We start from the raw sequence: 21,644 nt of genomic DNA, 5'->3' as shown, positions 1-21,644 counted from the left end.
TTCTGTGAATAGCGCGCAACAAACGCACCTTTTCGCGGCCTGAAACGACAGGTTTTTGCGCTATCCTCGCCGCAAAACACAGACTAGGCGCTGGTCGTAGATCGGGGGGCCGCGCCGGATGCGCTCGCATGCATAACGATTTCCATATTGCGCTGCTGCTGTTTGCGTGGGTCAGCACGGGGCTGACCACGTTTGCCGCACTGGACGCTGCGACACGTCTGCCGGGGGGCTCGACGGTCGCAAAACGCCGCAACTGGCGCATTGCCTGCGCCACCATTCTTGGCATTGGGTTGTGGTCGGGGCTTTGGCTCGGCCAGCTTGGCCTGCATCGGCAGGTCGGCACACCCATATTCGCGCCGATTGCGGCAACGCTCATGACTGCGCTGGCTGCATCGCTGGCGACTTTCTCCATCGTGTTGCCGGACACGTCGTCTTCCAATGGCGCACAGGCTCCGCAACGACGCAGCGTTGCCATGGGCGCCGTGGCGCTTGGCATCGGGTTGTTGACGATGGAGCTGTATCTCAATCGCCCGTGGGCGCATGACGAGGCCTTACCGTTGCGCCGCGCCCTGCTGGGCTGGGGCGGCGGCACGCTGGTGCTTGGCGCAGGCGTGTGTCTGGCAATGTGTATGGCGTTTCATATGCCACCCGCCCAGCGCCGCGCCGCCGTGGGTTTGCGTGCACGCGCTGCGGCCGTGCTGGCCACAACGGCTGTGCTGTCACTTGTGTTGTGGCCGGGTGCCACCGCATGGCCGGCAGATGAGTCGACGATGCATATCGTGCCCGTCATCATGCTCAGCGCCGGCGGTGTGTTGATCGCGTTGGGCGTGCATGCCGTGCTGATGATGCTTGAAACGCGTGTCGACTCGGCGCAGGCGCACCTGGAAGCATCATTGGCACGCGTGGCAAACCAAACGCCCCGGCCTCAACTCCACGACACGCTGACCGGCCTGCCGAACCGATTGCATCTACGCGAAGCACTGGAGGCGGCAATTCTGTCGTCCACACGGCGCGGGCGTCCGTTTGCCCTCTTCTATCTGGATCTCGACAACTTCGGACAGATCAACGATCAATACGGCCGCAACGCGGGCGACCGCGTGCTGCAGATCATTGCAGAGCGCCTGCGCCAGACCATTCGCGGCGAAGACACCGTGGCACGCCTTGGCGGCGACGAATTCGGCATCCTCGTTGAAGGCCTGGCGCTACCCGAATCTGCCGCCACCATCGGCGACAAACTGCTGTTTCGCCTGCGTGAATCGGTGGAGGTGGACGGTCGGCGTCTTCGCGCGACCGCCAGCATTGGCGTAGTCGTGCATCCGCACAACGGCGCGACGGCAGACACGCTGCTTGAACATGCCGACACGGCCATGTTCGATTGCAAGCAGTCCACCGGCAACGCCTACCGCTTCTTCGAGCCGCGCCTGAACACCACCGCGCACCGCGTGCTACAGATTCAACGTGCGCTCTCGCATGCAGCGCTCAACGGGCAGCTCTCGGTGCACTACCAGCCGAAGTACGATGCACGCACCCAGGCAATGACCGGCGCCGAGGCACTGCTGCGCTGGAATCATCCGGAGCTCGGCCCCGTGTCTCCGGCGGAGTTCATCCCGCTGGCCGAGCGCACCGGCACCATCGTCGAACTTGGCGATTGGGTGGTCGAAGAAGTCTGCCGCCAGATCATGCATTGGGATGCCCTCGGCATGCCGCCGCAGCGCATTGCCGTCAACCTCTCGCCACGGCAATTCCAGCAACCCGATCTCGTGCAGCGTCTGTCGCAGATCCTGCATCGCTATCAGGTTGCCGCGCATCGGTTGATGTTCGAGATTACCGAGACGGCGGCCATGCGCGATGCCGGCCAGAGCATTGCCGCCATTCGTCAGATCCAGTCGCTCGGTTTCGAGGTGGCCATCGATGATTTCGGCACCGGTTATTCCAGCCTCAGTTATCTGCAGCGCTTTCGCGCCCAGCAGATCAAAATCGATCGCGCGTTTGTCTCTGCACTCGACGACAACCCGCCCGAGGCGGCCGCCATCATTCGCGCCATCTGCGCGATGGCGCACTCGCTGGACATGACGGTGGTGGCGGAAGGCGTGGAAACCCAAGCGCAAATGCAGGCGCTGGTGAGTCTGCAATGCGATCAGGTGCAGGGCTATTTGCTGGCCCGCCCCATGCCGGCCAAGGATTTTCAGGGCTTGCTTGGAATCGAGTACGCCTGAACAGTCGAACTCGAAAAGGCGGCACAGAAAATGCGCCGGTTTGATGCATTCGACACAACCTTTCAGCAACCTTTCACCTTCATATTCGGAAATATTAGGTGAATGGCAGATGCGATTGCCGAAGCAATGAAGCAGTCACATAAGAAAGGAATTGTGTCGGGATTGCGTAGAGAGTGCGCTGCATCGATTGCAATACAGCCCAATGGTTTTGCAATGGTTCATATGTTTACGATTTCGACACACCCCGCAAACGCCCGCCACATAGGGGTTTGCGCAAAAGCGGCGCAGCAAAAGATCCACGCCGTTGACATGAGGTCTTAACGAAATTCAATTCTCACCTGCAAAGTCGTTATAATGCCCTGGGCTACGGGGAGCGTGCCCATGTTTCAATTGCAATGTTGAGGAATCCATAATGCCGACTTACAAGGAAATCGTTCAGAAGATCTCTGAACTGCAGCGCCAAGCCGATGAACTCCGGGCAAATGAACAAGCAACGGTGATTGCTGAAATCAAGCACAAGATCGTGGAATACGGCCTGACCGCCGAAGACCTCGGTTTTGGCGCCAAGGGCGCAGTGGCCTCAAAGAAGGCTGGCCGCAAGGTGCCGGTGCGCTACCGCGACAACAACGGCAATACCTGGACGGGTCGTGGCAAGCGACCGGGCTGGCTGGTAAAGGAGTTGTCGTCGGGCCGGAAGATGGAGGATTTTCTGGTTGCCTGAGCAGCGCTTTCAGCGCAGCATTCCGAGCCCGCACAAAGAGGCGCGCCGGAAACCACAAAAGAGAAAGGCCGGCGAATTTGCCGGCCTTTTGCATTTCTGCGTGACAGAGGTCAAGCGGGGTTATACCTGGAAACGCCCCACTGCCGTGCGCAGCAATTGCGCCTGCTCTTCCAGGGACAGCGCTGCGGCCGCCGCCTGCTCCACGAGCGCGGCATTCTGCTGCGTCACTTCGTCCATCTGATTCACAGCCTGGTTGACCTGTTCGATGCCGGAACTCTGCTCGTCAGACGCCGCGGAAATTTCGCCCATGATGTCTGTGACGCGCTTGACGGCAGTCACCACGTCCTGAATCACCACACCGGCCTCTTCCACCAGCGCCGAGCCGTTCTGCACACGGCCCACCGAATCGCCGATCAGCTCCTTGATCTCCTTGGCCGCACTTGCTGAGCGTTGCGCCAGGCTGCGCACCTCGCCTGCCACCACAGCAAAGCCGCGGCCTTGCTCGCCCGCGCGCGCGGCCTCTACGGCAGCGTTCAGCGCCAGGATGTTGGTCTGGAAGGCGATGCCCTCGATCACACCAATGATGTCGGCAATCTTCTTGCTGCTTTCGTTGATGCCGGACATGGTCTCGACCACGCGCCCCACCACCTCGCCGCCCTTGACTGCAATATCCGACGCGTTGACGGCCAGCGTACTTGCCTGACGCGCGTTATCAGCGTTCTGCTTCACGATACTCGTCAGCTCTTCCATGCTCGACGCCGTCTCCTCCAGCGACGAGGCCTGCTGCTCGGTCCGCTGCGACAGGTCGGCATTGCCGGCGGCGATCTGCTTGGTGGCGCTGGCAATGGAATCCGCCGAATTCTTGATGTCGCCAATCGTGCCGGTCAGTTGCTGCTGCATCTGCGACATGGCGAACAGCATGCTGTCGCGGTCGCCCGAGCGGGTTTCAACTTGCACAGCCAGATCACCTGCGGCGATGCGGCCGGCAATATGGGCAGCATAGGCCGGCTCGCCCCCCAACTGGCGCTGTAGGCTGCGGGTAACGGCCACGACCACCACCGTCATCAGGAAGCCGACGCCAAACAGCAGCCCCAGCGCCTTGACGAGCGAGGCGCGGAATTCGGTCGCGATGTCGTCCATGTAGGTGCCCGTGACGAGGCACCAATCCCACGGCTGGTAATACAGCACGTAGCTCTTCTTCGGCTGCGGTGCCTCCGCGCCGGGCTTCGGCCATAGGTAATCGACAAAACCGCCGCCGCTCTTGCCCGCGCGAGAGATTTCCTGGAACAGATGATTCCCTGCCGGATCGGTAAAACCCGACATGTCCTTGCCGTTCATTTCGGCTTTGATCGGGTGCATCACCATCACCGAGTTGGTCTGGTTAATGCTGAAGTAGCCATCCTTACCGTAGCGGATCACCTTGATGCGCGCGAGGGCCTGGGCGCGCGCTTCGTCAGCGGTAAGCTTGCCGTCTTGCGCCATCTGTCCGTAGTCTTTGATGATGCTGAATACGGATTCACTGATGTTCTGCAAGTCGCGCTCGCGTTCTTCCAGACGCAGGGTGCGGGTTTCCCAGGCGCTCCACAACGTGATCAACAACAGACAAAGCCAACTCAGGACGAGCGGCAGCCACAGCTTCTGACGAAGCGTGAGTCGATTCATCTTCCTTCCCTCCAAGCGTTTCTTGTATCCGCGCATGGCACGCATGCCGTTTGCGGCGCTCCCCTGGCGCGATTACACGCGCTCTGCTTGAGCTATCGAACACAAACGCGAAAAACTTGAGTAGGACATGTACTCAAGCACCCGTTCGCCAGCGAGAAAGGGAAAGAAGACGCCTCAGCGCAAGGCGTCAGGATTGATGCTCGGAAGCGTGCCGCCTGTGGAGGTTGTAGCGGGCACGGGCGTTGATGTCGATTCCTTTTGCGATGCGACGGCTTCTGCGGCGGGAGGGTCGACGGGTGTCCAGGACTCCCACAAACCATGACGACGAAGCGTTTCAGGTGCTTCGGCAGCGATCGAAGCTGCTGACACGGCAACTTCTGCCGAGGCTGCTTTTGCAGTCACCTCAATATGCGACCCTGCCATGCGCACGGCATGGCCACCGGCGTCTCGCACCGCAACGCCGTGTGCAGCAATCTGGCGATAGCTCCCATCCTTGTGCCGCATGCGGAATTCAGCCACGTATGCGGGCGTGTTGCCGTCAACATGTGCTTGGATGCGATTGAGCACCATGGGCAGATCATCCGGATACACGAGGCGGAGATACTCGCTCGTGCTTGGGCCAATCTCCTTCAGCGAATAGCCGAGCATCGCGGCAAAGCGGGCGGAAAACTGCGCGGCACGCGTGACCAGATCGAACTCCCAAAGGCCGACATCTGCGCCGTCTAGCAGCAGTTGATGACGTGCAACGAGTTCTGCTTCGCGGCGGCGGTAGCTCTGCTCCAGGTCGTTCAGCGCTTGTACGGTTTCCTTGCGCAGACGAATTTCGCGCGCCGCGATGGCGGTGGCAGTGTCGCCCGTAGCGCGGTCCCGATAGCCCAGCAGCAACGCAGCCAGCACGGTTGCAACCGCGCCAATCACCAGCAATAACCGCAACCCAGCGGGCGCATTGCCCGGCGTGGCGGAAAGCGGTGAAAACGCGCCTGCAAGCGACGCCGTGTACACGGCATCCACCGTCAATGCGGTGCCAAACAGCACGCTCAAAAACAGACTCACGCCGGGGCGACGCACCGCCACCCCAGTCGCCCCCGATCGTGCCGAAAGCGCAAACTGCAGCGCCGCCGCACACCCCATGGCCGACAGCACCATGACGATAGCGAGCAGCCCAGCGTCTTCCCAAGCCGTGGCGCTGAAGCTTGTCACGCCGGCCAGCAGCAACACCGCGATCGGCCCGCTTACGCTCAGCAACACGCCAAGCAACATGGCGCGCATCAGACCTGCACGGCCGCCCAGCACACACCACAATGCCGCAACGGCCAGGCTCCAGCAGAACGAAGCCAGCGTCATCACAAGCACCGCGTTGTTTTCGTGCAAGGGCCAGTGCGCAAGCAGCGGCAGCAGCGGCACCGCCCACAGCCCAACCGCCGAGAGCAACGCCGTCATGACCAGCGGCACGCGCGTGCGCGGGGCCATCGCGCTGCGCAAGTCATCGAGCAACCGCAGCAGCAAGCTGCCCGCCGCGCAGGCCACGACAAATGGCAGCAACGCCGGCAACAGTGCATGCGCCAGCGTACGGATCAGGTGAGCGATGAACGCCTCATCCACGGAGGGGCGTCTCCAGTTGGTTCGGGCACTTCAATGAATCAGCCACGGGTTTGAAAACCGTCCGGATTCATGCTCTGCCAACGCCAGGAGTCTTCACACATGCGCTCGATGCCGTATTGCGCGCGCCATCCCAAGAGCGAGGCCGCCAGTGCCGGATCGGCATAGCACGCTGCGATATCGCCGGGGCGCCGATCCACGATCTGATACGGCACCGGCTTGCCGCTGGCGCGCTTGTAGGCTTCCACGACTTCCAGAACCGAATATCCACGGCCCGTGCCGAGGTTGACGGTAAAGCCGCGGTTGTCACGGCGCAGCGTGTCGAGCGCCGACAGGTGCCCGCGCGCCAGATCCACCACGTGGATGTAGTCGCGCACGCCGGTACCGTCCGGAGTGGGCCAGTCACCCCCGTAGATCGAGAGCTTCTCTCGCTTGCCGACCGCCACCTGTGCCACGTACGGCATCAGGTTGTTGGGGATGCCCCGCGGGTCTTCGCCGATCAGGCCGCTGTGGTGTGCCCCCACCGGGTTGAAATAACGCAGATAAGCGATTTGCCAGGCGGCGTTGGAAATCTCCAGATCGCGCAGCACCTGCTCTCCCATCACCTTGGTCTGGCCGTACGGGTTGGTGGCCGAGAGCGGAAACGATTCGGTGATCGGCACGGTATGCGGATTGCCATACACCGTTGCCGACGAACTGAACACAAGCTGGCGCACATTCGCATGCCCCATGGCCGCGCACAGCGTGACCAGCCCGCCCATATTGTTGTCGTAATAGGCCAGCGGCTTCTGCACCGATTCGCCCACCGACTTGAGCGCCGCAAAGTGGATGACAGCCGAGATACGCGAACTGGCAAACAGGTCGTCGAGCAAGCGGCGGTCACGCACGTCGCCCTGAACGAACTTGGGTGTCTTGGCGGTGATTTGCTCGATGCGAGACAGCACAGTCGAGCTGCTGTTGCAGAAGTTGTCGAGGCCGATCACCTGGTAGCCCGCGTCCAGCAACTCAACCCAGGTGTGCGAGGCGATGTAGCCGGTAGCGCCGGTCAGCAGAATGGTTTCTGTCATGGGGTGCGAGGTATCGAGGAAGGAGAGAGCCAGCGTGCCGGTTCGGACCCGGCATCGTCGTTCTACGCTGCGCCGACCTGCTCCGCAGCGCGCAAAACAGCGCGATCATAGCAAAGCCCGCCAACGGTTCGCGGGCTGTTGAAGCCTGACTGCCCACAAAGCGGCACTACCGCTGGCCATCGGGATGCGCGGCGGCCTGCCACTCAGCATAGGCCGCGCGCAGACGCCACGCCGAAGTCGCATCGCGCAGGCCCAGTGCGTACCCCACCTCAGCAGGGTCCGCGCCTGCGTCGAACAGCGCGGCGGTGTAGCCATTGCGCAGCGTCTGCGGCGACAGCCGTTCGCTGCGGTGCAGCAAAGCCGGCAGCGCGGCCAGCCATGCCTCCACGCGCCGGTACACCGACGCCGCGTGCATGACGCGCCCGCCCGCATCGGCGACGAACACGCGCTCGCCCGGCACCTCTGCGTGTGCGCGCACCGCCAGCCAGGCGGCCAGCGCGGGGCGCGCAGCTTCAAGCACGGGCGCCTTGTACGACGGGCCGCGCGGGCGCTCGACGGTGATTGACTCCAGCGCCTCATCAACCTGGCGGAGCAGCAACGATTGCACCTGCGCGACCTTCAGCCCCGCGCCATGGCACACGGCTACGAGTGCGCGGTCGCGCGCCAGCTTGAACGCGCTGGCGTTGGCGGCGGCCTCGCTGGCGTGCGCGCCCACCTCCAGTGACGCCTCGATTGCCGCACGTTCAGCCAATGAAAGGAACGTGGTCGGATCGTTCTCACCTTCGGCCAACTTCTGCTGCACCGCAGAGCTTGCAGGGTTGTGCGTGCCAATACGTTGTTGTTCGATCTGATGGAAGACGCGCTCGATCAGGCGCGCGTAACGGTAGCGATGCAGCTTGGTCAGGCCCGATTCATCGAGAAAGGCAGCGATGTCGCCGGCACTCCAATCGGCCAATGCGCGCTGGTGCGACTCGGCCCAGCGCAGCCATTTGCGCCACATTGCGCGATATACCGTCGCCGACGATTCGCGATAGCCGCGTGCGGCCAGCCAATGTTCGAAGGCTTGCGCGGGCCGCTCGGCCCAGTCTTGCAGGCTGGGCTGGAACAGATCCGGAACGGGCGTGGCGGGCGGCGTGAATGCGGTCAATGCGGTAGTGGAAATGCTGAAAAACGGCTGTGGGCGGACCGGGGGTGTGGCAATTCGCGTATCCTGCCGAGCGTAACACGCAGCTCCTGTATCCCATTGCGGACCCCATCGTGAAGAAAACCGACCTCGAAAAACTCAAGGGCCTCAAGATCGCCAACAATCTCAAGCGCGATGCCCAGCGCACCGGCAAGCCCGGCCAAGGCACCGGCAAGGCGATTCCCCAGAACAAACTGCTGAAAGCGCTGCTCGGCAAGCCAACCGAAGACGACCCGAAAAAGTCGGAAAAATCCTGACGCGCACACCACACATCTAGAACCCCGCCCTGTTGTTCCAACGGGCGCTTGGGTGCTACCGTCCGGCGCGTTTCCACATCATCGCAGCGCCTCCTCCTGCGCCGGACATGCCCTCCTCCCCTTATCCCCACCTGCTTCAGCCCCTCGACCTTGGCTTCACCACGCTCAAGAACCGCGTGCTGATGGGTTCGATGCACACCGGGCTGGAAGATGGCAACCACTTCGACCGGCTGGCCGCCTACTTTGCCGAGCGGGCGCGCGGCGATGTCGGGCTGATGGTCACGGGCGGATTCGCGCCCAACATTGCAGGCTGGACCAAGCCCTTTGCCGGGCGCCTGGCCACACATGGCGCGGCCCGCCGCCACCGCACGGTCACCAACGCCGTGCACGAGGAAGGCGGCAAGATCGCCCTGCAGATCCTGCACACCGGCCGCTATGGCTACCACCCGTTCGCTGTCGCGCCCACGGCGCTGCGCTCGCCCATCAGCCCGTTCACACCGCGCGAGTTGTCCGCGCGCGGCATCGAGCGGCAGATCCGCGCCTTCGTGCGGTGCGCGCAACTGGCCCGTGAAGCCGGCTACGACGGCGTCGAGATCATGGGTTCCGAGGGCTACTTCATCAACCAGTTTCTCGTCACGCACACCAACAAGCGCACGGACGACTGGGGCGGCAGCTATGCCAACCGCATGCGCCTGCCCGTGGAAATCGTCCAGCGCACGCGCGAGGCGGTCGGCAAGGATTTCATCATCATCTATCGCCTGTCGATGATCGACCTGATCCCCGACGGCAGCTCGTGGGAAGAAGTCGTACAGCTCGCCAAGGCCGTGGAGCGCGCGGGCGCCACCATCATCAACACGGGCATCGGCTGGCACGAGGCACGCATCCCGACCATTGCGACGAGCGTGCCGCGCGCGGCCTTTGCATGGGTGACGAAGAAGATGAAAGGCGAAGTCGGCATTCCGCTGGTGACGTCCAACCGCATCAACACGCCGGAGGTGGCCGAAACCGTGCTGGCCGATGGCTGCGCCGACATGGTCTCGATGGCGCGCCCGCTGCTGGCCGATGCCGACTTCGTACGCAAGGCCGCCACGAACCGCGCGCAGGACATCAACACTTGCATCGCCTGCAACCAGGCGTGCCTGGATCACGCGTTCAAGGCCAAGATTGCGAGCTGCCTCGTCAACCCGCGTGCGTGCCATGAGACCGAACTCGTCATTCGACCGACGCCCGCCAAGCGGCGGTTTGCGGTGGTGGGCGCAGGGCCTGCGGGCTTGTCGGCAGCCATCACGCTGGCCGAACGCGGGCACGCGGTCGATCTCTTCGACGCAGCCCAGGAACTCGGCGGCCAGTTGAACATGGCCAAGACGATTCCGGGCAAGGAAGAATTTCACGAGATGCTGCGCTACTTCAAGCGCCGGGTGGAGGCCACCGGCGTGACGCCACGCCTCGGTGCGCGCGTGGATGCGCAGCAATTGCTGACAGCCAAATACGACGAAATCATCATCGCGACGGGCGTATCGCCGCGCAACCCGAAAATCCCGGGGCAGGACCATCCGAGCGTGCTGTCGTACATCGATGTGCTGCGCCATCGGAAGCCGGTGGGCAAGCGCGTGGCGATTGTCGGCGCAGGCGGCATCGGATTCGACGTGGCGGAATTCCTGGCGCTCGATGGCCACTCGCCCACGCTGGATCTGCAAACCTGGCGCGCCGAATGGGGCGTGGGTGATCCGACCGAAGTGCGTGGCGGTGTCGATGGCATCCGGCCAGAACCGCAAACACCTGCGCGCGAGATCATCCTGTTGCAGCGGCGCGCCGGCAAACTCGGCGGCGGCCTGGGCAAGACCACCGGCTGGATCCACCGGACGAGCTTGAAAAACCTGGGCGTGCGCATGGTCGGCGGCGTCAACTACGAGCGCATCAGTGACGAAGGCCTGCTCGTGAGCTACGGCGAAAAACGCGAAGCCGCCGAATGGCTGCCGGTCGATTCCATCGTGCTGTGTGCAGGGCAGGAGCCGCTGCGTGAACTGGTCGGGCCGCTGCAGGCGGGCGGAGCCAAGGTGCACGTCATTGGCGGCGCTGACGAAGCCCTCGAACTCGATGCCAAGCGTGCCATCAACCAAGGCACCCGCTTGGCCGCATCGTTATGACGTATCGGTCACGCGCCATATGAAGGTTTTGCATCACGTGGCTGTTTTTACAATCTGACCGCCACCGCCAAACCACCGCGAATGCCGAAATGACAACGGCTGGCGCGGTCGGCCCGGTTCTTGCGTGAAAAGGCGCATCACGCACATTCACAAGAACCGGTTTGCCCAAGAACGTCTCTCCTCAGTCTTCTGCCAACGCCGCTCCGCTGCCCTCACTGGACCTGGGCCGGACGGCTTTCCTGCTGGACTTTGACGGCACGCTCGTCGACATCGCGCCGCAGCCCGATGCCGTGCATGTCTCTGCGCCGTTGCGTGAAACGCTGGCCGCGCTGCACGCCGCAAGCGGCGGCGCATTGGCGATCATCAGCGGGCGCACGGTGGACGACGTGGAGTCCCGCCTGTCTCTGCCCGGCCTCGTCATCGCCGGCGTGCACGGCGCCGAACGCCGTTACGCAGACGGCGGCTTCGTGCGATTGAGCACCGACGCCGATGCACTCGCCCGGCTGGAGCGCGAGCTGCGCGCCGAACTCACGCAACTGTCGACACAGTTTTCCGGCGTGGTGCTGGAGAGCAAGCGCATCGCTTTTGCCCTGCATTACCGCCACGCGCCAGAGGCCGAGAACGCCGTGCTGACGGTGGCTGACCGCCTTGCGCGCCGCTATGCCGACCACGTGCGCCTGCAGGCCGGCAAGATGGTTGTCGAACTCAAGCCGCGCGGCGCCAGCAAAGGCGATGTAGTGCATACGCTGATGACCGAACCGCCATTCATGGGCCGCACCGTGCTGTTTGCCGGTGACGACCTGACCGATGAAAGCGCCTTCGATGCCGTCAATGCGCTGGATGGTTGGTCGATCAAGGTGGGTGCGGGCCCGAGCCAAGCGCGCTGGCGCGTGCAAGATGCCGCGGCATTGCGTGCATGGCTGGCAACGCTGACTGCCCCGGCCAAGCGAGGTGCGGCATGAGCCGGCTCGTTGTTGTCTCCAACCGTGTTGCGCCCGTTACCGAGGGCCAGGGAACCGCGGGCGGCCTGGCCGTGGGTGTGTTCGATGCGCTGCGCGAAACCGGCGGTATCTGGTTCGGCTGGAGCGGCGAAACCGCTGCCACTGTTTCGCACGAGCCGAACATCGTCACCAAGGGCAACATCACCTATGCCACCGTCGGCCTGAACCGCAAGGACTACGATCAGTACTACCGCGGCTTTGCCAACGCGACGCTGTGGCCGATCTTCCACTACCGCGTGGACCTCTCACGTTACGAGCGCCAGGAGTACCACGGCTACCGGCGCGTGAATGCGCAGTTCGCGCACCAGCTCAAGGCACTGGTGCAGCCCGATGACATCCTCTGGGTGCACGACTACCACCTGATTCCATTTGCTGCGGAGTGCCGCGCGCTGGGGCTCACCAACCGCATCGGATTCTTCCTGCACATTCCGTTTCCATCACCGGAAATCCTGACGACGATTCCGCCGCATGAAGACCTCATGCGCGCGCTGTGTTCATACGATCTGGTCGGCTTCCAGACCGAGACCGATCGCGTGGCCTTCTACGACTATATCGAGCGGGAGGCGCGCGGCTACATCGAACAGAAGGAACAGAACGGCCCCGTGCACGCCTACGGCCACACGCTGCGCGCCGAGGTCTACCCGATCGGCGTGCATCCGGACGAGATTGCGCAGCAGGCCAAGGCGTCGCTGGCACGGCGCAATCCGTTCACGCGGCATGCGAACCCGCGCGGCGAGCGCATCGCCGGTCAGGGACAAGGTCAAGGCCAACAGCCCACGAAACTCATCATGAGCGTGGATCGGCTCGACTATTCCAAGGGGCTGCCCGAGCGTTTCCGTGCGTTCGAGCAGTTGCTGGACGATTTTCCGGACCATCGCCGCCACGTGACCTTCATCCAGATAGCACCAACGTCGCGCCAGGATGTGCAGACCTATCAGCAGATCCGGCAGCGGCTGGAGGCAGAGTCGGGGCGGATCAACGGCAAGCATTCGGAGCTGGACTGGACGCCCATCCGCTACATCAACAAGCAGTACGAACGGCGCGTGCTGATGGCGCTCTTCCGCAGCTCGCAGATCGGCTATGTCACGCCGCTGCGTGATGGCATGAACCTCGTTGCCAAGGAATACGTGGCCGCGCAAGACCCGGAAGACCCAGGCGTGCTGGTGCTGTCGCGCTTTGCCGGCGCGGCACGCGAGTTGGATGCCGCATTGATCGTCAACCCGTATGACACGCGCGGCATGGCCGAGGCGCTGAACCGCGCATTGACGATGCCGCTGGAAGAACGCAAAGCCCGCTACGCTCACATGATGGATCGGCTGCGCGCGGCCAACCTCACCATCTGGCGCGAGCGGTTTGTGGCCGATCTGCGCAACGCGCCGTCGCAGTAGTCAAGCGCCTGCGCTGCCAGTGCGCGACATACGCTGGGGGGCTTCCGATAAGTCTGAGGAATGGCAGTGCTGGGGCGACAGCATGTCGGCCAGCACGGCATTCATGCGTGCCCAATGCGAACCGGGCCAATAGATGCGCCGGCAGACATCGCACGTGCTAAACAGGCGCTGGCGCTCGCGCACGCGAGGCGGCACGCTAGCGGAAGCCTCTTCGGCGCTCAGCATGCGCAGCGGCACATTGCATTCAAGACAGCGTGAGAACGGCCTGGCCACATCGGCCAGCCGCAGGCGCGTCACGATTTCGCGCATCTGCGCCTGCGGCTCTCTCGCGCGGATGAATGCGCCCCGGCGGATGCCGCGCCGCTTGAGGAGCTCACGGTCACGCGAGAGCACGATCCAGTCTTCGCCCAGGGCCAGCGCTTCGATGGCCGCGTCGGCGTAGTTGTTGTCGTAGGCGGTGTCAAAACCCGCCATGCGCAGCAGCCGAGCCGTGGCCCCCAAGTGAGCGTCGCACAGAAAGTGCAGCGGCGCGGTCGGCAACAGCGGCTCCACGGCAGAGACGGCAACGTGCCCACGGCCGGGCAACATGGCCTCCAGACCCGTGGGTGCGCCATCCACCAGGACTTGCCCCACCTCGGTATGCGGCACGCCAAGCGCCTCGATGGCGTGCTTGAGCGTGGCGCCCTCTGCCCAGGCGCGCACAACGGGACGCCCGCGCAACGCCATCGGAAGAAGCGGCGTCAGACTGGAATCGAACGTGAGGACGACAGTTTGCATGCCTGCCACGATACTCCCAACCCGACATCGGCGCGCTCACACGGCCGCGCTGCAAGCGTTCTGCCGGAGCTTGACGAATAAAAATGCGGCGTGACCGCTAGAGTCACGCCGCAAACAGGGAGGAGGAGAAATTCAACTGGTGCGCGGTTTATGCGCGCGAGGCAGCGCCGCCATTCGGGTAGCTCGCATCGCCATTCCACGACAGGTAGCCATACGTATCAGCCTGGCGATCAGCGCCTTGGCTGTACGGATCAAAGCGATCGTTCTTCCACGACAGATAGCCGTAGGTATCGGCCTGGCGGTCGGCGCCTTGCGTGTACGGATCGAAGCGGCCCGCTTGCGTAGCGGCCGGCGCATCGAAGTTGGGCTGGATGGAAGCCGTTGCGGGCTGCGACAGCAGCGCGGCGGAAGCCGACACGGTGGCCACCATGGCCAGGAGAGCGCGGCGGGAGAAGGCGGAGAAGAGGCGGGAGTTCATGATCTGTTCCTTGTTCGTTTGCGCTCGTTGTTGCGCTTGAAGGGCAGAATAGATCGTTGCTCCCGTCTGATAAATGCGACTTTGCAGAAATAACTGTTCAGGCGGCGCTAACAATCTCCAGCCGCGGATGTTCCTTGAGCTGCAGGCACGGGTGGTCGGCAAACAGCGTCGCCACCCAGTCCACGAACACCCGCACCTTGGGCGACAGGTGCCGGTTGTGCGGATACACCACCGAAACGGGCACCGGCTCGGAAATATGGTCCGGCAGCACCTCCACCAGCGCGCCCGACATCAGGTGCTCGTACACCAGGAAGCGCGACGTCTGCAGCAGCCCCAGGCCATGCAGGCCGCAAGCCACCGCCGATTCGGCATCGTTGACCGACACCATGCTGCGCACCTTGTGGATTTGCTTCTGCCCGTCGATCACGAAATCCCAATCCATGCGGCGGCCGTTGCGCGCAGAGAAGTAATTCACCGCCGTGTGGTCCTGCAGGTCTTCCAGCGTCTTGGGCGTGCCGAAGCGCGCAAGGTATTCCGGCGACGCGCAATTGACCATCGACAACTGGCCGATGCGGCGCGCAACCAGGCTGGAGTCCTGCAACTCGCCGCCGCGCACGGCGCAATCCACACCCTCCTGCACGAGGTCGACCGTGCGATCGCTCATGCCGATCTCCAGCTGAAGATCGGGGTACGCCTCGTGAAAATCGCGAATGCGCGGCACAAGCAACCGTTTGCCAATCGACGCAGGCACGTCGATGCGCAAGGTGCCGCGTGCCCCCGATGCGCTTTGCGAGAACGCGGCTTCCGTCTCTTCCAGATCGCCGAGCAGACGCACGCAGCGCTCGTAATACGCAGCGCCGTCAGCGGTGACATTCACACGGCGCGTGGTCCGGTGCAGCAGGCGCACGCCGAGATGCGCCTCAAGGCTTTGCACCAGGTTCGTCACCGTGGCGCGGGGTAACTGAAGGCTGTCGGCAGCCTTGGTGAAACTGCTGGCTTCCACGACGCGCGTGAAAACCTGCATGGCCTGCAAGCGATCCATCTGCGGCTCCTTAGGGACGGACTCCACGGGGCGGGCGCACTGCCCGAATCAAAACGGGCAATGCGCCGGACCTGTGGAATCAAGGGGTCTGCTCATGCTCATGCTCGAGCGCATGCACGCGCTCAGAGCATGCGGCGCGATCAGGAAGGCGGCGACTACGGGTTTTCGCAGTGCAACAAGATCGGCCTCGAGCTAGGACACTTTGTAGCACAACCGTAAATATTGATTGTTCGGCTGCAACTAATAGTGATGTCTGATTATAGGCATTTATCCGCGTTCGTCTAATCACCATCATTCAGCCCATCGATATCCGGGTTATCCGCAAAGGTAAGCCCCGCCTGACATCATGGGTTCTTCTCCACCGCGCCTCGTTGTTTCGGATCGTTCGCTCACCAGCGATGCGGCATCGGCCGCTGTTCGTCCAGCACGACCGTACGCAACGCCCGCCCCCGCAAATGTTGCACTGAATAACAATTTGCGCGGCGCAGCATCGACGCTGCCTGAGCAAGCTTCTGCGTGCAAGGAAACGGCTGGCGCGGTGCCGTTGCCGTTGCCGCGTGAGGTCACGGCCGAAGATTATTGGACGCAGGGCTACGCCAGCCGCATCCGCCTGCGCGTGTTCCGCCCGGAAACGCATGCCGACGATGCCGCCGCGCCGCTGCGCCGCCCGGGCGTGCTGTATCTGCATGGCGGCGGTTTCGTGCGCGGCTCGATCGATGATGCCGATGCGCCGGCGCGCCACCTGGCCGCCACATTGCCGGCGGTGGTGGTCACGGTCGGCTATTCGCTGGCGCCCGCCGCCCCCTTTCCTGCCGCACCCGAAGATGTGTACGCCGCGCTGTGCTGCATGGCCGACCATGCCAACGCGTGGGGCATCGACCGTCGCCGCATCGCGGTGGCCGGGCATGACGCCGGCGGCAACCTCTCTGCCGCGCTGACGATGATTGCGCGCGACCGTGGCGGCCCGAATCTGCGTGCGCAAGTCCTGATCGCGCCGATGCTCGATCCGACCATGGCGCGCATGCGCCCCGACCACCTGGCCGACGCCGACAACTCGGCCGAAGTCTGCGCCGATTGCTATCGCCAGTACCTGCCCCGCCCGACCGAGCGCGTGCACCCCTACGCCGCGCCGGTGGAATCGCGCCGCCTGCAGGGCCTGCCCCCCGCCCTGCTGCTCACCGCGCCGCAAGACCTACTGCGCACCGAAGCCGAGCGCTATGCCGCGTGCCTGATTGAAGCGGGCGTGGCCACACAGGTCGTGCGTGTGAACGAAGCCTGCCATGACTCGATTGCCATGAGCGCAGTCGCGCAAGACGAGATGACGTGCTTCCTGCGCTGGCACCTCGGCATGACGCGGCAGGCGGCAGCACCTCGCAAACGCCGTCAGCGTGCGGACCGCAAGGACCGCACCTCCATTGACCCGACCGGGGAGACGCCTGGCTGAACCCATACAACAAGAAACGGAGTGCGAGGCCGCCCGCGTATTTCTACGCTGCGGCCAACGCGCTTTTATCCAGTCTTTTTCTCTTTGCTTACCCAACAAAATCGAGAGAGTCATCATGAGCCTGTCCAAACGCACACTCGCCATTTCGGTTGCCGCCGTGCTCGGCGTTGCAGCTGTGGGCACCTACGGTCTGGTCTCCAGTGCCGGCGCATCGCAGCAGCCGGCCGCCGCGCCTGCCGCCACGCCGGTGGATGTGGCACCGGTGCTGGCCAAGAACGTTTCCGAATGGGATGAGTTTTCCGGCCGCATCGAAGCCGTTCAACGCGTTGAAGTCCGCCCGCTGGTGAGCGGCACCGTCACCGCCGTCCACTTCAAAGATGGCAGCATCGTCAAGAAGGGCGACGCGCTGTTCACCATCGACCCGCGCCCCTACGCGGCCGAAGTGGCCCGCACGCAAGCCGCGCTGACGGCCGCCAAATCCCGCGTGGCCTACACCACGTCGGAGCTGGACCGTGCGCAGAAGCTGGTGGCCGACAACGCCATCGCACGCCGCGAGTTCGAAGAGAAGGAAAACGCCGCACGCGAGGCACAGGCCAACCTGCAAGGCGCTGCCGCCGCGCTGGATGCCGCCAAGCTGAACCTGGAGTACACGCACATCGTGGCGCCGGTCGCGGGCCGCGTGTCGCGCGCAGAAATCACCGTCGGCAACGTCGTCTCCGCCGGTGGTGCTGCGCCGGTGCTGACGACGCTGGTGTCGGTCTCGCCGATGTACGTGGCGTTCGATGCGGATGAACAAAGCTACCTGCGCTACTCCGCCAAGGCGGCGCAGGGCGCGAAGACGCCGGTCTACATCGGGCTGGCCAACGAAGACGGCTACACGCGCGAAGGCGTGATCCAGTCCGTCGACAACCGCCTGGATGTGCGCTCGGGCACCATCCGCGTGCGCGCCACGCTGGACAACGCCGACGGCCGCCTCACGCCGGGCCTGTACGCCCGCGTGCGCATGAGCACCGGCGCACCGCACGACGCCATCCTCATCACCGACAAGGCCATCGGTACGGACCAGGACAAGAAGTTCGTCCTGGTGGTGGATGCGGCCAACAAGACGAGCTATCGCCCGGTGGTGCTGGGCGCCTCCATCGACGGCCTGCGCGTTGTGAAGTCGGGCCTGAAGGCCGGCGAGCGCATCGTCGTGAACGGCATCCAGCGCGTGCGCCCCGGCGACGCCGTGGCGCCCAACACGGTCACCATGGATAGCTTGGTCACCAAGCGCGTGGTGTTGCCCGGTGCACAACCCGAAGCGCCCGCAGCACCGACCGAAGCCAAAGCCGACGCACCCGCTGCGCCTGCTGCCAAGGCCGAGGCCAAGGCCGCCAACGCCAAGACCGCCGCCACCGCGCAACGCCTGCCGGCCGACCGCGCTTGATTTGCGACTGAACCTCATCGCTCACAGCCATGAACTTCTCTAAATTTTTCGTGGACCGCCCGATCTTTGCGGGCGTGTTATCCACGCTGATCCTGCTGGTCGGGATCATCTCGATCTGGCGATTGCCGATCTCGGAGTACCCCGAGGTCGTGCCGCCTTCGGTGGTGGTGCGCGCGCAGTTCCCGGGCGCCAACCCGAAGGTGATTGCCGAGACCGTCGCCTCGCCGCTCGAAGAACAGATCAACGGCGTCGAGAACATGCTCTACATGCAGTCGCAGGCCAACAGCGACGGCAACCTGACCACGACGGTCACCTTCAAGCTGGGCACCGACCCGGACAAGGCACAGCAGCTCGTGCAGAACCGCGTGTCGCAGGCGCTGCCGCGTCTGCCCGACGTGGTGCAACGCCTGGGCGTCACCACCGTCAAGAGCAGCCCCGACCTGACGATGGTGGTGCACTTGCTGTCGCCCAACGACCGCTACGACATGACGTACCTGCGCAACTACGCGGTGCTCAACGTCAAAGATCGTTTGGCGCGTATCAGCGGCGTGGGCCAGGTGCAGCTGTTCGGCTCGGGTGACTACTCGATGCGCGTATGGCTCGACCCGAACAAGGTGGCCGAACGCGGCCTGACGGCCAACGAAGTGGTCAAGGCCATCCGCGACCAGAACGTGCAGGTGGCGGCCGGCGTGATCGGCGGCTCGCCGTCGGTGCCGGGCACGGACCTGCAACTGTCCGTCAACGCACAGGGCCGCTTGAAGACCGAGCAGGAATTCGGCGACATCATCCTGAAGAGTTCGCCCGATGGCGCCGTCACGTACCTGCGTGACGTGGCCCGCATCGAGCTGGCTGCGTCGGAATACGGCTTGCGCTCGCTGCTGGACAACAAGCAGGCGGTGGCCATTCCGATCTTCCAGGCGCCGGGTTCCAACGCGCTGCAGATTTCGGATGACGTGCGCAAGACGATGGCCGAGCTGAAGGAAGACTTTCCCGAAGGCGTCGACTACCGCATCGTCTATGACCCGACGCAGTTCGTCCGCTCCAGTATCGAAGCCGTCACGCATACGCTGCTGGAAGCGGTGGCGCTTGTGGTGCTGGTGGTGATCCTGTTCCTGCAGACGTGGCGTGCGTCGATCATTCCGCTGCTGGCGGTGCCGGTGTCGATCATCGGTACGTTTGGCCTGATGCTGATGTTCGGCTTCTCGATCAATGCGCTGTCGCTGTTCGGGCTGGTGCTGGCGATCGGGATCGTGGTGGACGATGCCATCGTGGTGGTGGAAAACGTCGAGCGGAACATCGCCGAAGGGTTATCGCCACGCGAGGCCACGTACAAGGCCATGCGCGAGGTGAGCGGCCCGATCATCGCCATTGCCCTGACGCTGATTGCCGTGTTCGTGCCGCTGGCCTTCATGACGGGCCTGACCGGTCAGTTCTACAAGCAGTTCGCGCTGACGATCTCCATCTCGACCGTCATCTCGGCCTTCAACTCGCTCACGCTGTCGCCGGCGCTGGCCGCCCTGCTGCTCAAGAGCCACGATGCGCCGAAGGATTGGCTGGCGCGCACGATGGACAAGGGCCTGGGCTGGATCTTCCGTCCGTTCAACCGCGTGTTTGGTGCCGCGTCGGAATCGTATGGCCGCAGCACGTCGCGCGTGATCGGCCGCAAGGCCGTCATGCTGGGCATCTACCTGGCGCTGATCGGCGCGACCGCGCTGTTGTTCAACAAGGTGCCGGGCGGCTTCGTGCCGATGCAGGACAAGCAGTACCTCGTGAGCTTCGCGCAACTGCCGGACGGTGCCTCGCTTGACCGCACGGAAGACGTGATCCGCCGCATGTCCGACATCGCCCTCAAGCACCCCGGCGTGGAAAGCGCCGTGGCATTCCCGGGCCTGTCGATCAACGGCTTCACCAACAGTCCGAGCGCCGGCATCGTGTTCGTCACGCTCAAGCCGTTTGACGAGCGCAAGGCGCCCAACCTGTCGGGCGGCGCCATCGCGGGGCAGCTGAACCAGCAGTACGGTGCGATCAAGGACGCCTTCATTGCCGTGTTCCCGCCGCCGCCGGTGCAGGGCCTCGGCACGGTGGGTGGCTTCAAGCTGCAACTGGAAGACCGCGGCTCGGTCGGCTACGAGCAGCTCTTTGCCGCCACGCAGGCCTTCATGGCCAAGGCACGCAAGACGCCTGAGCTGGGCCCGTCGTTCTCGAGCTACCAGATCAACGTCCCGCAGTTGAATGCCGACCTTGACCGCGTGAAGGCCAAGCAGCTTGGCGTGCCGGTCACGGATGTGTTCGACACCATGCAGGTATACCTGGGCTCGCTGTACGTGAACGACTTCAACCGCTTCGGCCGCACGTATCAGGTGAAGGTGCAGGCAGACGCGCCGTTCCGCGCCCATGCAGAAGACATCCTGCAGTTGAAGACGCGCAACACCGCAGGCGAGATGGTTCCGCTGTCGTCGCTGCTGCGTGTGTCGCAAGGCTTCGGGCCGGACATGGTCGTGCGCTACAACGGCTACACCGCGGCCGACATCAATGGCGGCCCGGCCCCGGGCTTCTCGTCGGGCCAGGCACAGGCGGCGGTGGAACGCATCGCGCATGAAACGCTGCCCAAGGGCGTGCGCTTCGAGTGGACGGATCTGACGTATCAGCAGATCCTGGCCGGCAACTCGGCCGTGTGGATCTTCCCGATCTGCGTGCTGCTGGTGTTCCTGGTGCTGGCTGCGCAGTACGAAAGCCTGACGCTGCCGCTGGCCGTGATCCTGATCGTGCCGATGAGCCTGTTTGCCGCCATGCTGGGCGTATGGGTCTCGCATGGAGACAACAACATCTTCACGCAGATCGGTCTGGTGGTGCTGGTGGGGCTGGCGTGTAAGAACGCCATCCTGATCGTGGAGTTTGCGCGGGAGCTTGAGCTGCAAGGACGCACCATCGTGGAAGCCGCCATCGAGGCCTGCCGCCTGCGTCTGCGCCCGATCCTGATGACGTCGATCGCTTTCATCATGGGCGTGGTGCCCCTGGTGGTGTCGACCGGCGCCGGCGCGGAAATGCGCCATGCCATGGGCGTGGCCGTGTTCGCGGGGATGCTGGGTGTGACGCTGTTCGGCCTGTTCCTCACGCCGGTGTTCTACGTGCTGCTGCGCACGCTGGCGGCACGCCGCGGCCAGCGCTCTGAAGACGCACCCGATCGTGATCTGGACCTGGATGGCGCGCTGCCTGTGCCGTCGACCCAGCACTAA

At 63.9% G+C, this 21,644-nt stretch carries 16 protein-coding genes; 9 read left to right on the top strand and 7 right to left on the bottom strand.

Features of this window, described 5'->3' with window-relative positions:
• Positions 1–128: 128 nt before the first annotated feature.
• Together ACTJK4_RS10100 and ACTJK4_RS10095 are read left to right on the top strand one after the other, a co-directional pair.
• A complete protein-coding gene (locus ACTJK4_RS10100) occupies positions 129–2,216 on the top strand; it encodes a putative bifunctional diguanylate cyclase/phosphodiesterase (protein WP_433867941.1) in 2,088 nt (695 codons plus the stop codon).
• Between the two features lie 412 nt (positions 2,217–2,628).
• Positions 2,629–2,937: an H-NS histone family protein gene (locus ACTJK4_RS10095; protein WP_004627393.1), complete on the top strand. Its 309-nt coding sequence runs from the start codon at positions 2,629–2,631 to the stop codon at positions 2,935–2,937.
• Positions 2,938–3,057: 120 nt separating this feature from the next.
• Here the strand turns inward: ACTJK4_RS10095 and ACTJK4_RS10090 are convergent, their stop codons facing one another.
• From ACTJK4_RS10090 to ACTJK4_RS10075, 4 genes are all read right to left on the bottom strand, one after another.
• Complete coding sequence (locus ACTJK4_RS10090; protein ID WP_440077295.1) at positions 3,058–4,599, bottom strand: methyl-accepting chemotaxis protein; 1,542 nt, start codon at positions 4,597–4,599, stop codon at positions 3,058–3,060.
• 174 nt (positions 4,600–4,773) lie between these two features.
• A complete protein-coding gene (locus ACTJK4_RS10085) occupies positions 4,774–6,201 on the bottom strand; it encodes a PAS domain-containing protein (RefSeq protein ID WP_433867940.1) in 1,428 nt (475 codons plus the stop codon).
• A 38-nt stretch (positions 6,202–6,239) separates the two neighbouring features.
• Positions 6,240–7,265, bottom strand: a complete 1,026-nt coding sequence (gene galE / locus ACTJK4_RS10080; protein WP_440077296.1) for a UDP-glucose 4-epimerase GalE — start codon at positions 7,263–7,265, stop codon at positions 6,240–6,242.
• Positions 7,266–7,431: 166 nt separating this feature from the next.
• Positions 7,432–8,412 (bottom strand): tyrosine-type recombinase/integrase, encoded by a 981-nt coding sequence (locus tag ACTJK4_RS10075; RefSeq protein WP_440817833.1) that lies wholly within the window; start codon positions 8,410–8,412, stop codon positions 7,432–7,434.
• A gap of 110 nt (positions 8,413–8,522) precedes the next feature.
• Between ACTJK4_RS10075 and ACTJK4_RS10070 the strand changes: the two genes are divergently transcribed.
• The 4 genes from ACTJK4_RS10070 to otsA all read left to right on the top strand — a co-directional run bounded on the left by ACTJK4_RS10070 (position 8,523) and on the right by otsA (position 13,241).
• On the top strand, positions 8,523–8,705 hold the full coding sequence (locus ACTJK4_RS10070) for a hypothetical protein (protein ID WP_440077298.1): 183 nt from the start codon (positions 8,523–8,525) through the stop codon (positions 8,703–8,705).
• 107 nt (positions 8,706–8,812) lie between these two features.
• Positions 8,813–10,852, top strand: a complete 2,040-nt coding sequence (locus ACTJK4_RS10065) for an oxidoreductase (RefSeq protein ID WP_440477312.1) — start codon at positions 8,813–8,815, stop codon at positions 10,850–10,852.
• Positions 10,853–11,013: 161 nt separating this feature from the next.
• Complete coding sequence (gene otsB, locus ACTJK4_RS10060; RefSeq protein ID WP_440817831.1) at positions 11,014–11,814, top strand: trehalose-phosphatase; 801 nt, start codon at positions 11,014–11,016, stop codon at positions 11,812–11,814.
• Positions 11,811–13,241 carry an alpha,alpha-trehalose-phosphate synthase (UDP-forming) gene (gene otsA, locus ACTJK4_RS10055; protein ID WP_232039718.1) on the top strand — a complete coding sequence of 477 codons (1,431 nt, stop codon included), beginning with the start codon at positions 11,811–11,813 and terminating at the stop codon, positions 13,239–13,241. Before otsB ends, otsA begins: the two co-directional genes overlap by 4 nt.
• Here the strand turns inward: otsA and ACTJK4_RS10050 are convergent, their stop codons facing one another.
• From ACTJK4_RS10050 to ACTJK4_RS10040, 3 genes are all read right to left on the bottom strand, one after another.
• Positions 13,242–14,018, bottom strand: a complete 777-nt coding sequence (locus ACTJK4_RS10050; protein ID WP_414562012.1) for a Mut7-C RNAse domain-containing protein — start codon at positions 14,016–14,018, stop codon at positions 13,242–13,244.
• A gap of 148 nt (positions 14,019–14,166) precedes the next feature.
• Complete coding sequence (locus tag ACTJK4_RS10045; protein WP_232039720.1) at positions 14,167–14,496, bottom strand: hypothetical protein; 330 nt, start codon at positions 14,494–14,496, stop codon at positions 14,167–14,169.
• Between the two features lie 97 nt (positions 14,497–14,593).
• Complete coding sequence (locus tag ACTJK4_RS10040; RefSeq protein WP_232039721.1) at positions 14,594–15,538, bottom strand: LysR family transcriptional regulator; 945 nt, start codon at positions 15,536–15,538, stop codon at positions 14,594–14,596.
• 346 nt (positions 15,539–15,884) lie between these two features.
• Here ACTJK4_RS10040 and ACTJK4_RS10035 point away from each other — a divergent pair, with 346 nt between their 5' ends.
• The 3 genes from ACTJK4_RS10035 to ACTJK4_RS10025 all read left to right on the top strand — a co-directional run bounded on the left by ACTJK4_RS10035 (position 15,885) and on the right by ACTJK4_RS10025 (position 21,644).
• Complete coding sequence (locus tag ACTJK4_RS10035; RefSeq protein ID WP_316870840.1) at positions 15,885–16,982, top strand: alpha/beta hydrolase; 1,098 nt, start codon at positions 15,885–15,887, stop codon at positions 16,980–16,982.
• Between the two features lie 115 nt (positions 16,983–17,097).
• Entirely contained in the window at positions 17,098–18,408 is a 1,311-nt protein-coding gene (locus ACTJK4_RS10030) for an efflux RND transporter periplasmic adaptor subunit (RefSeq protein WP_316879476.1), read from the top strand.
• Between the two features lie 29 nt (positions 18,409–18,437).
• On the top strand, positions 18,438–21,644 hold the full coding sequence (locus ACTJK4_RS10025) for an efflux RND transporter permease subunit (RefSeq protein ID WP_414562007.1): 3,207 nt from the start codon (positions 18,438–18,440) through the stop codon (positions 21,642–21,644).

Source organism: Ralstonia sp. 22111 (genome assembly GCF_052045895.1).
GTDB lineage: Bacteria > Pseudomonadota > Gammaproteobacteria > Burkholderiales > Burkholderiaceae > Ralstonia > Ralstonia wenshanensis.
The sequence above is the reverse complement of the archived record's forward strand: the minus strand, read 5'-3'. Positions and strand labels throughout refer to the sequence as shown.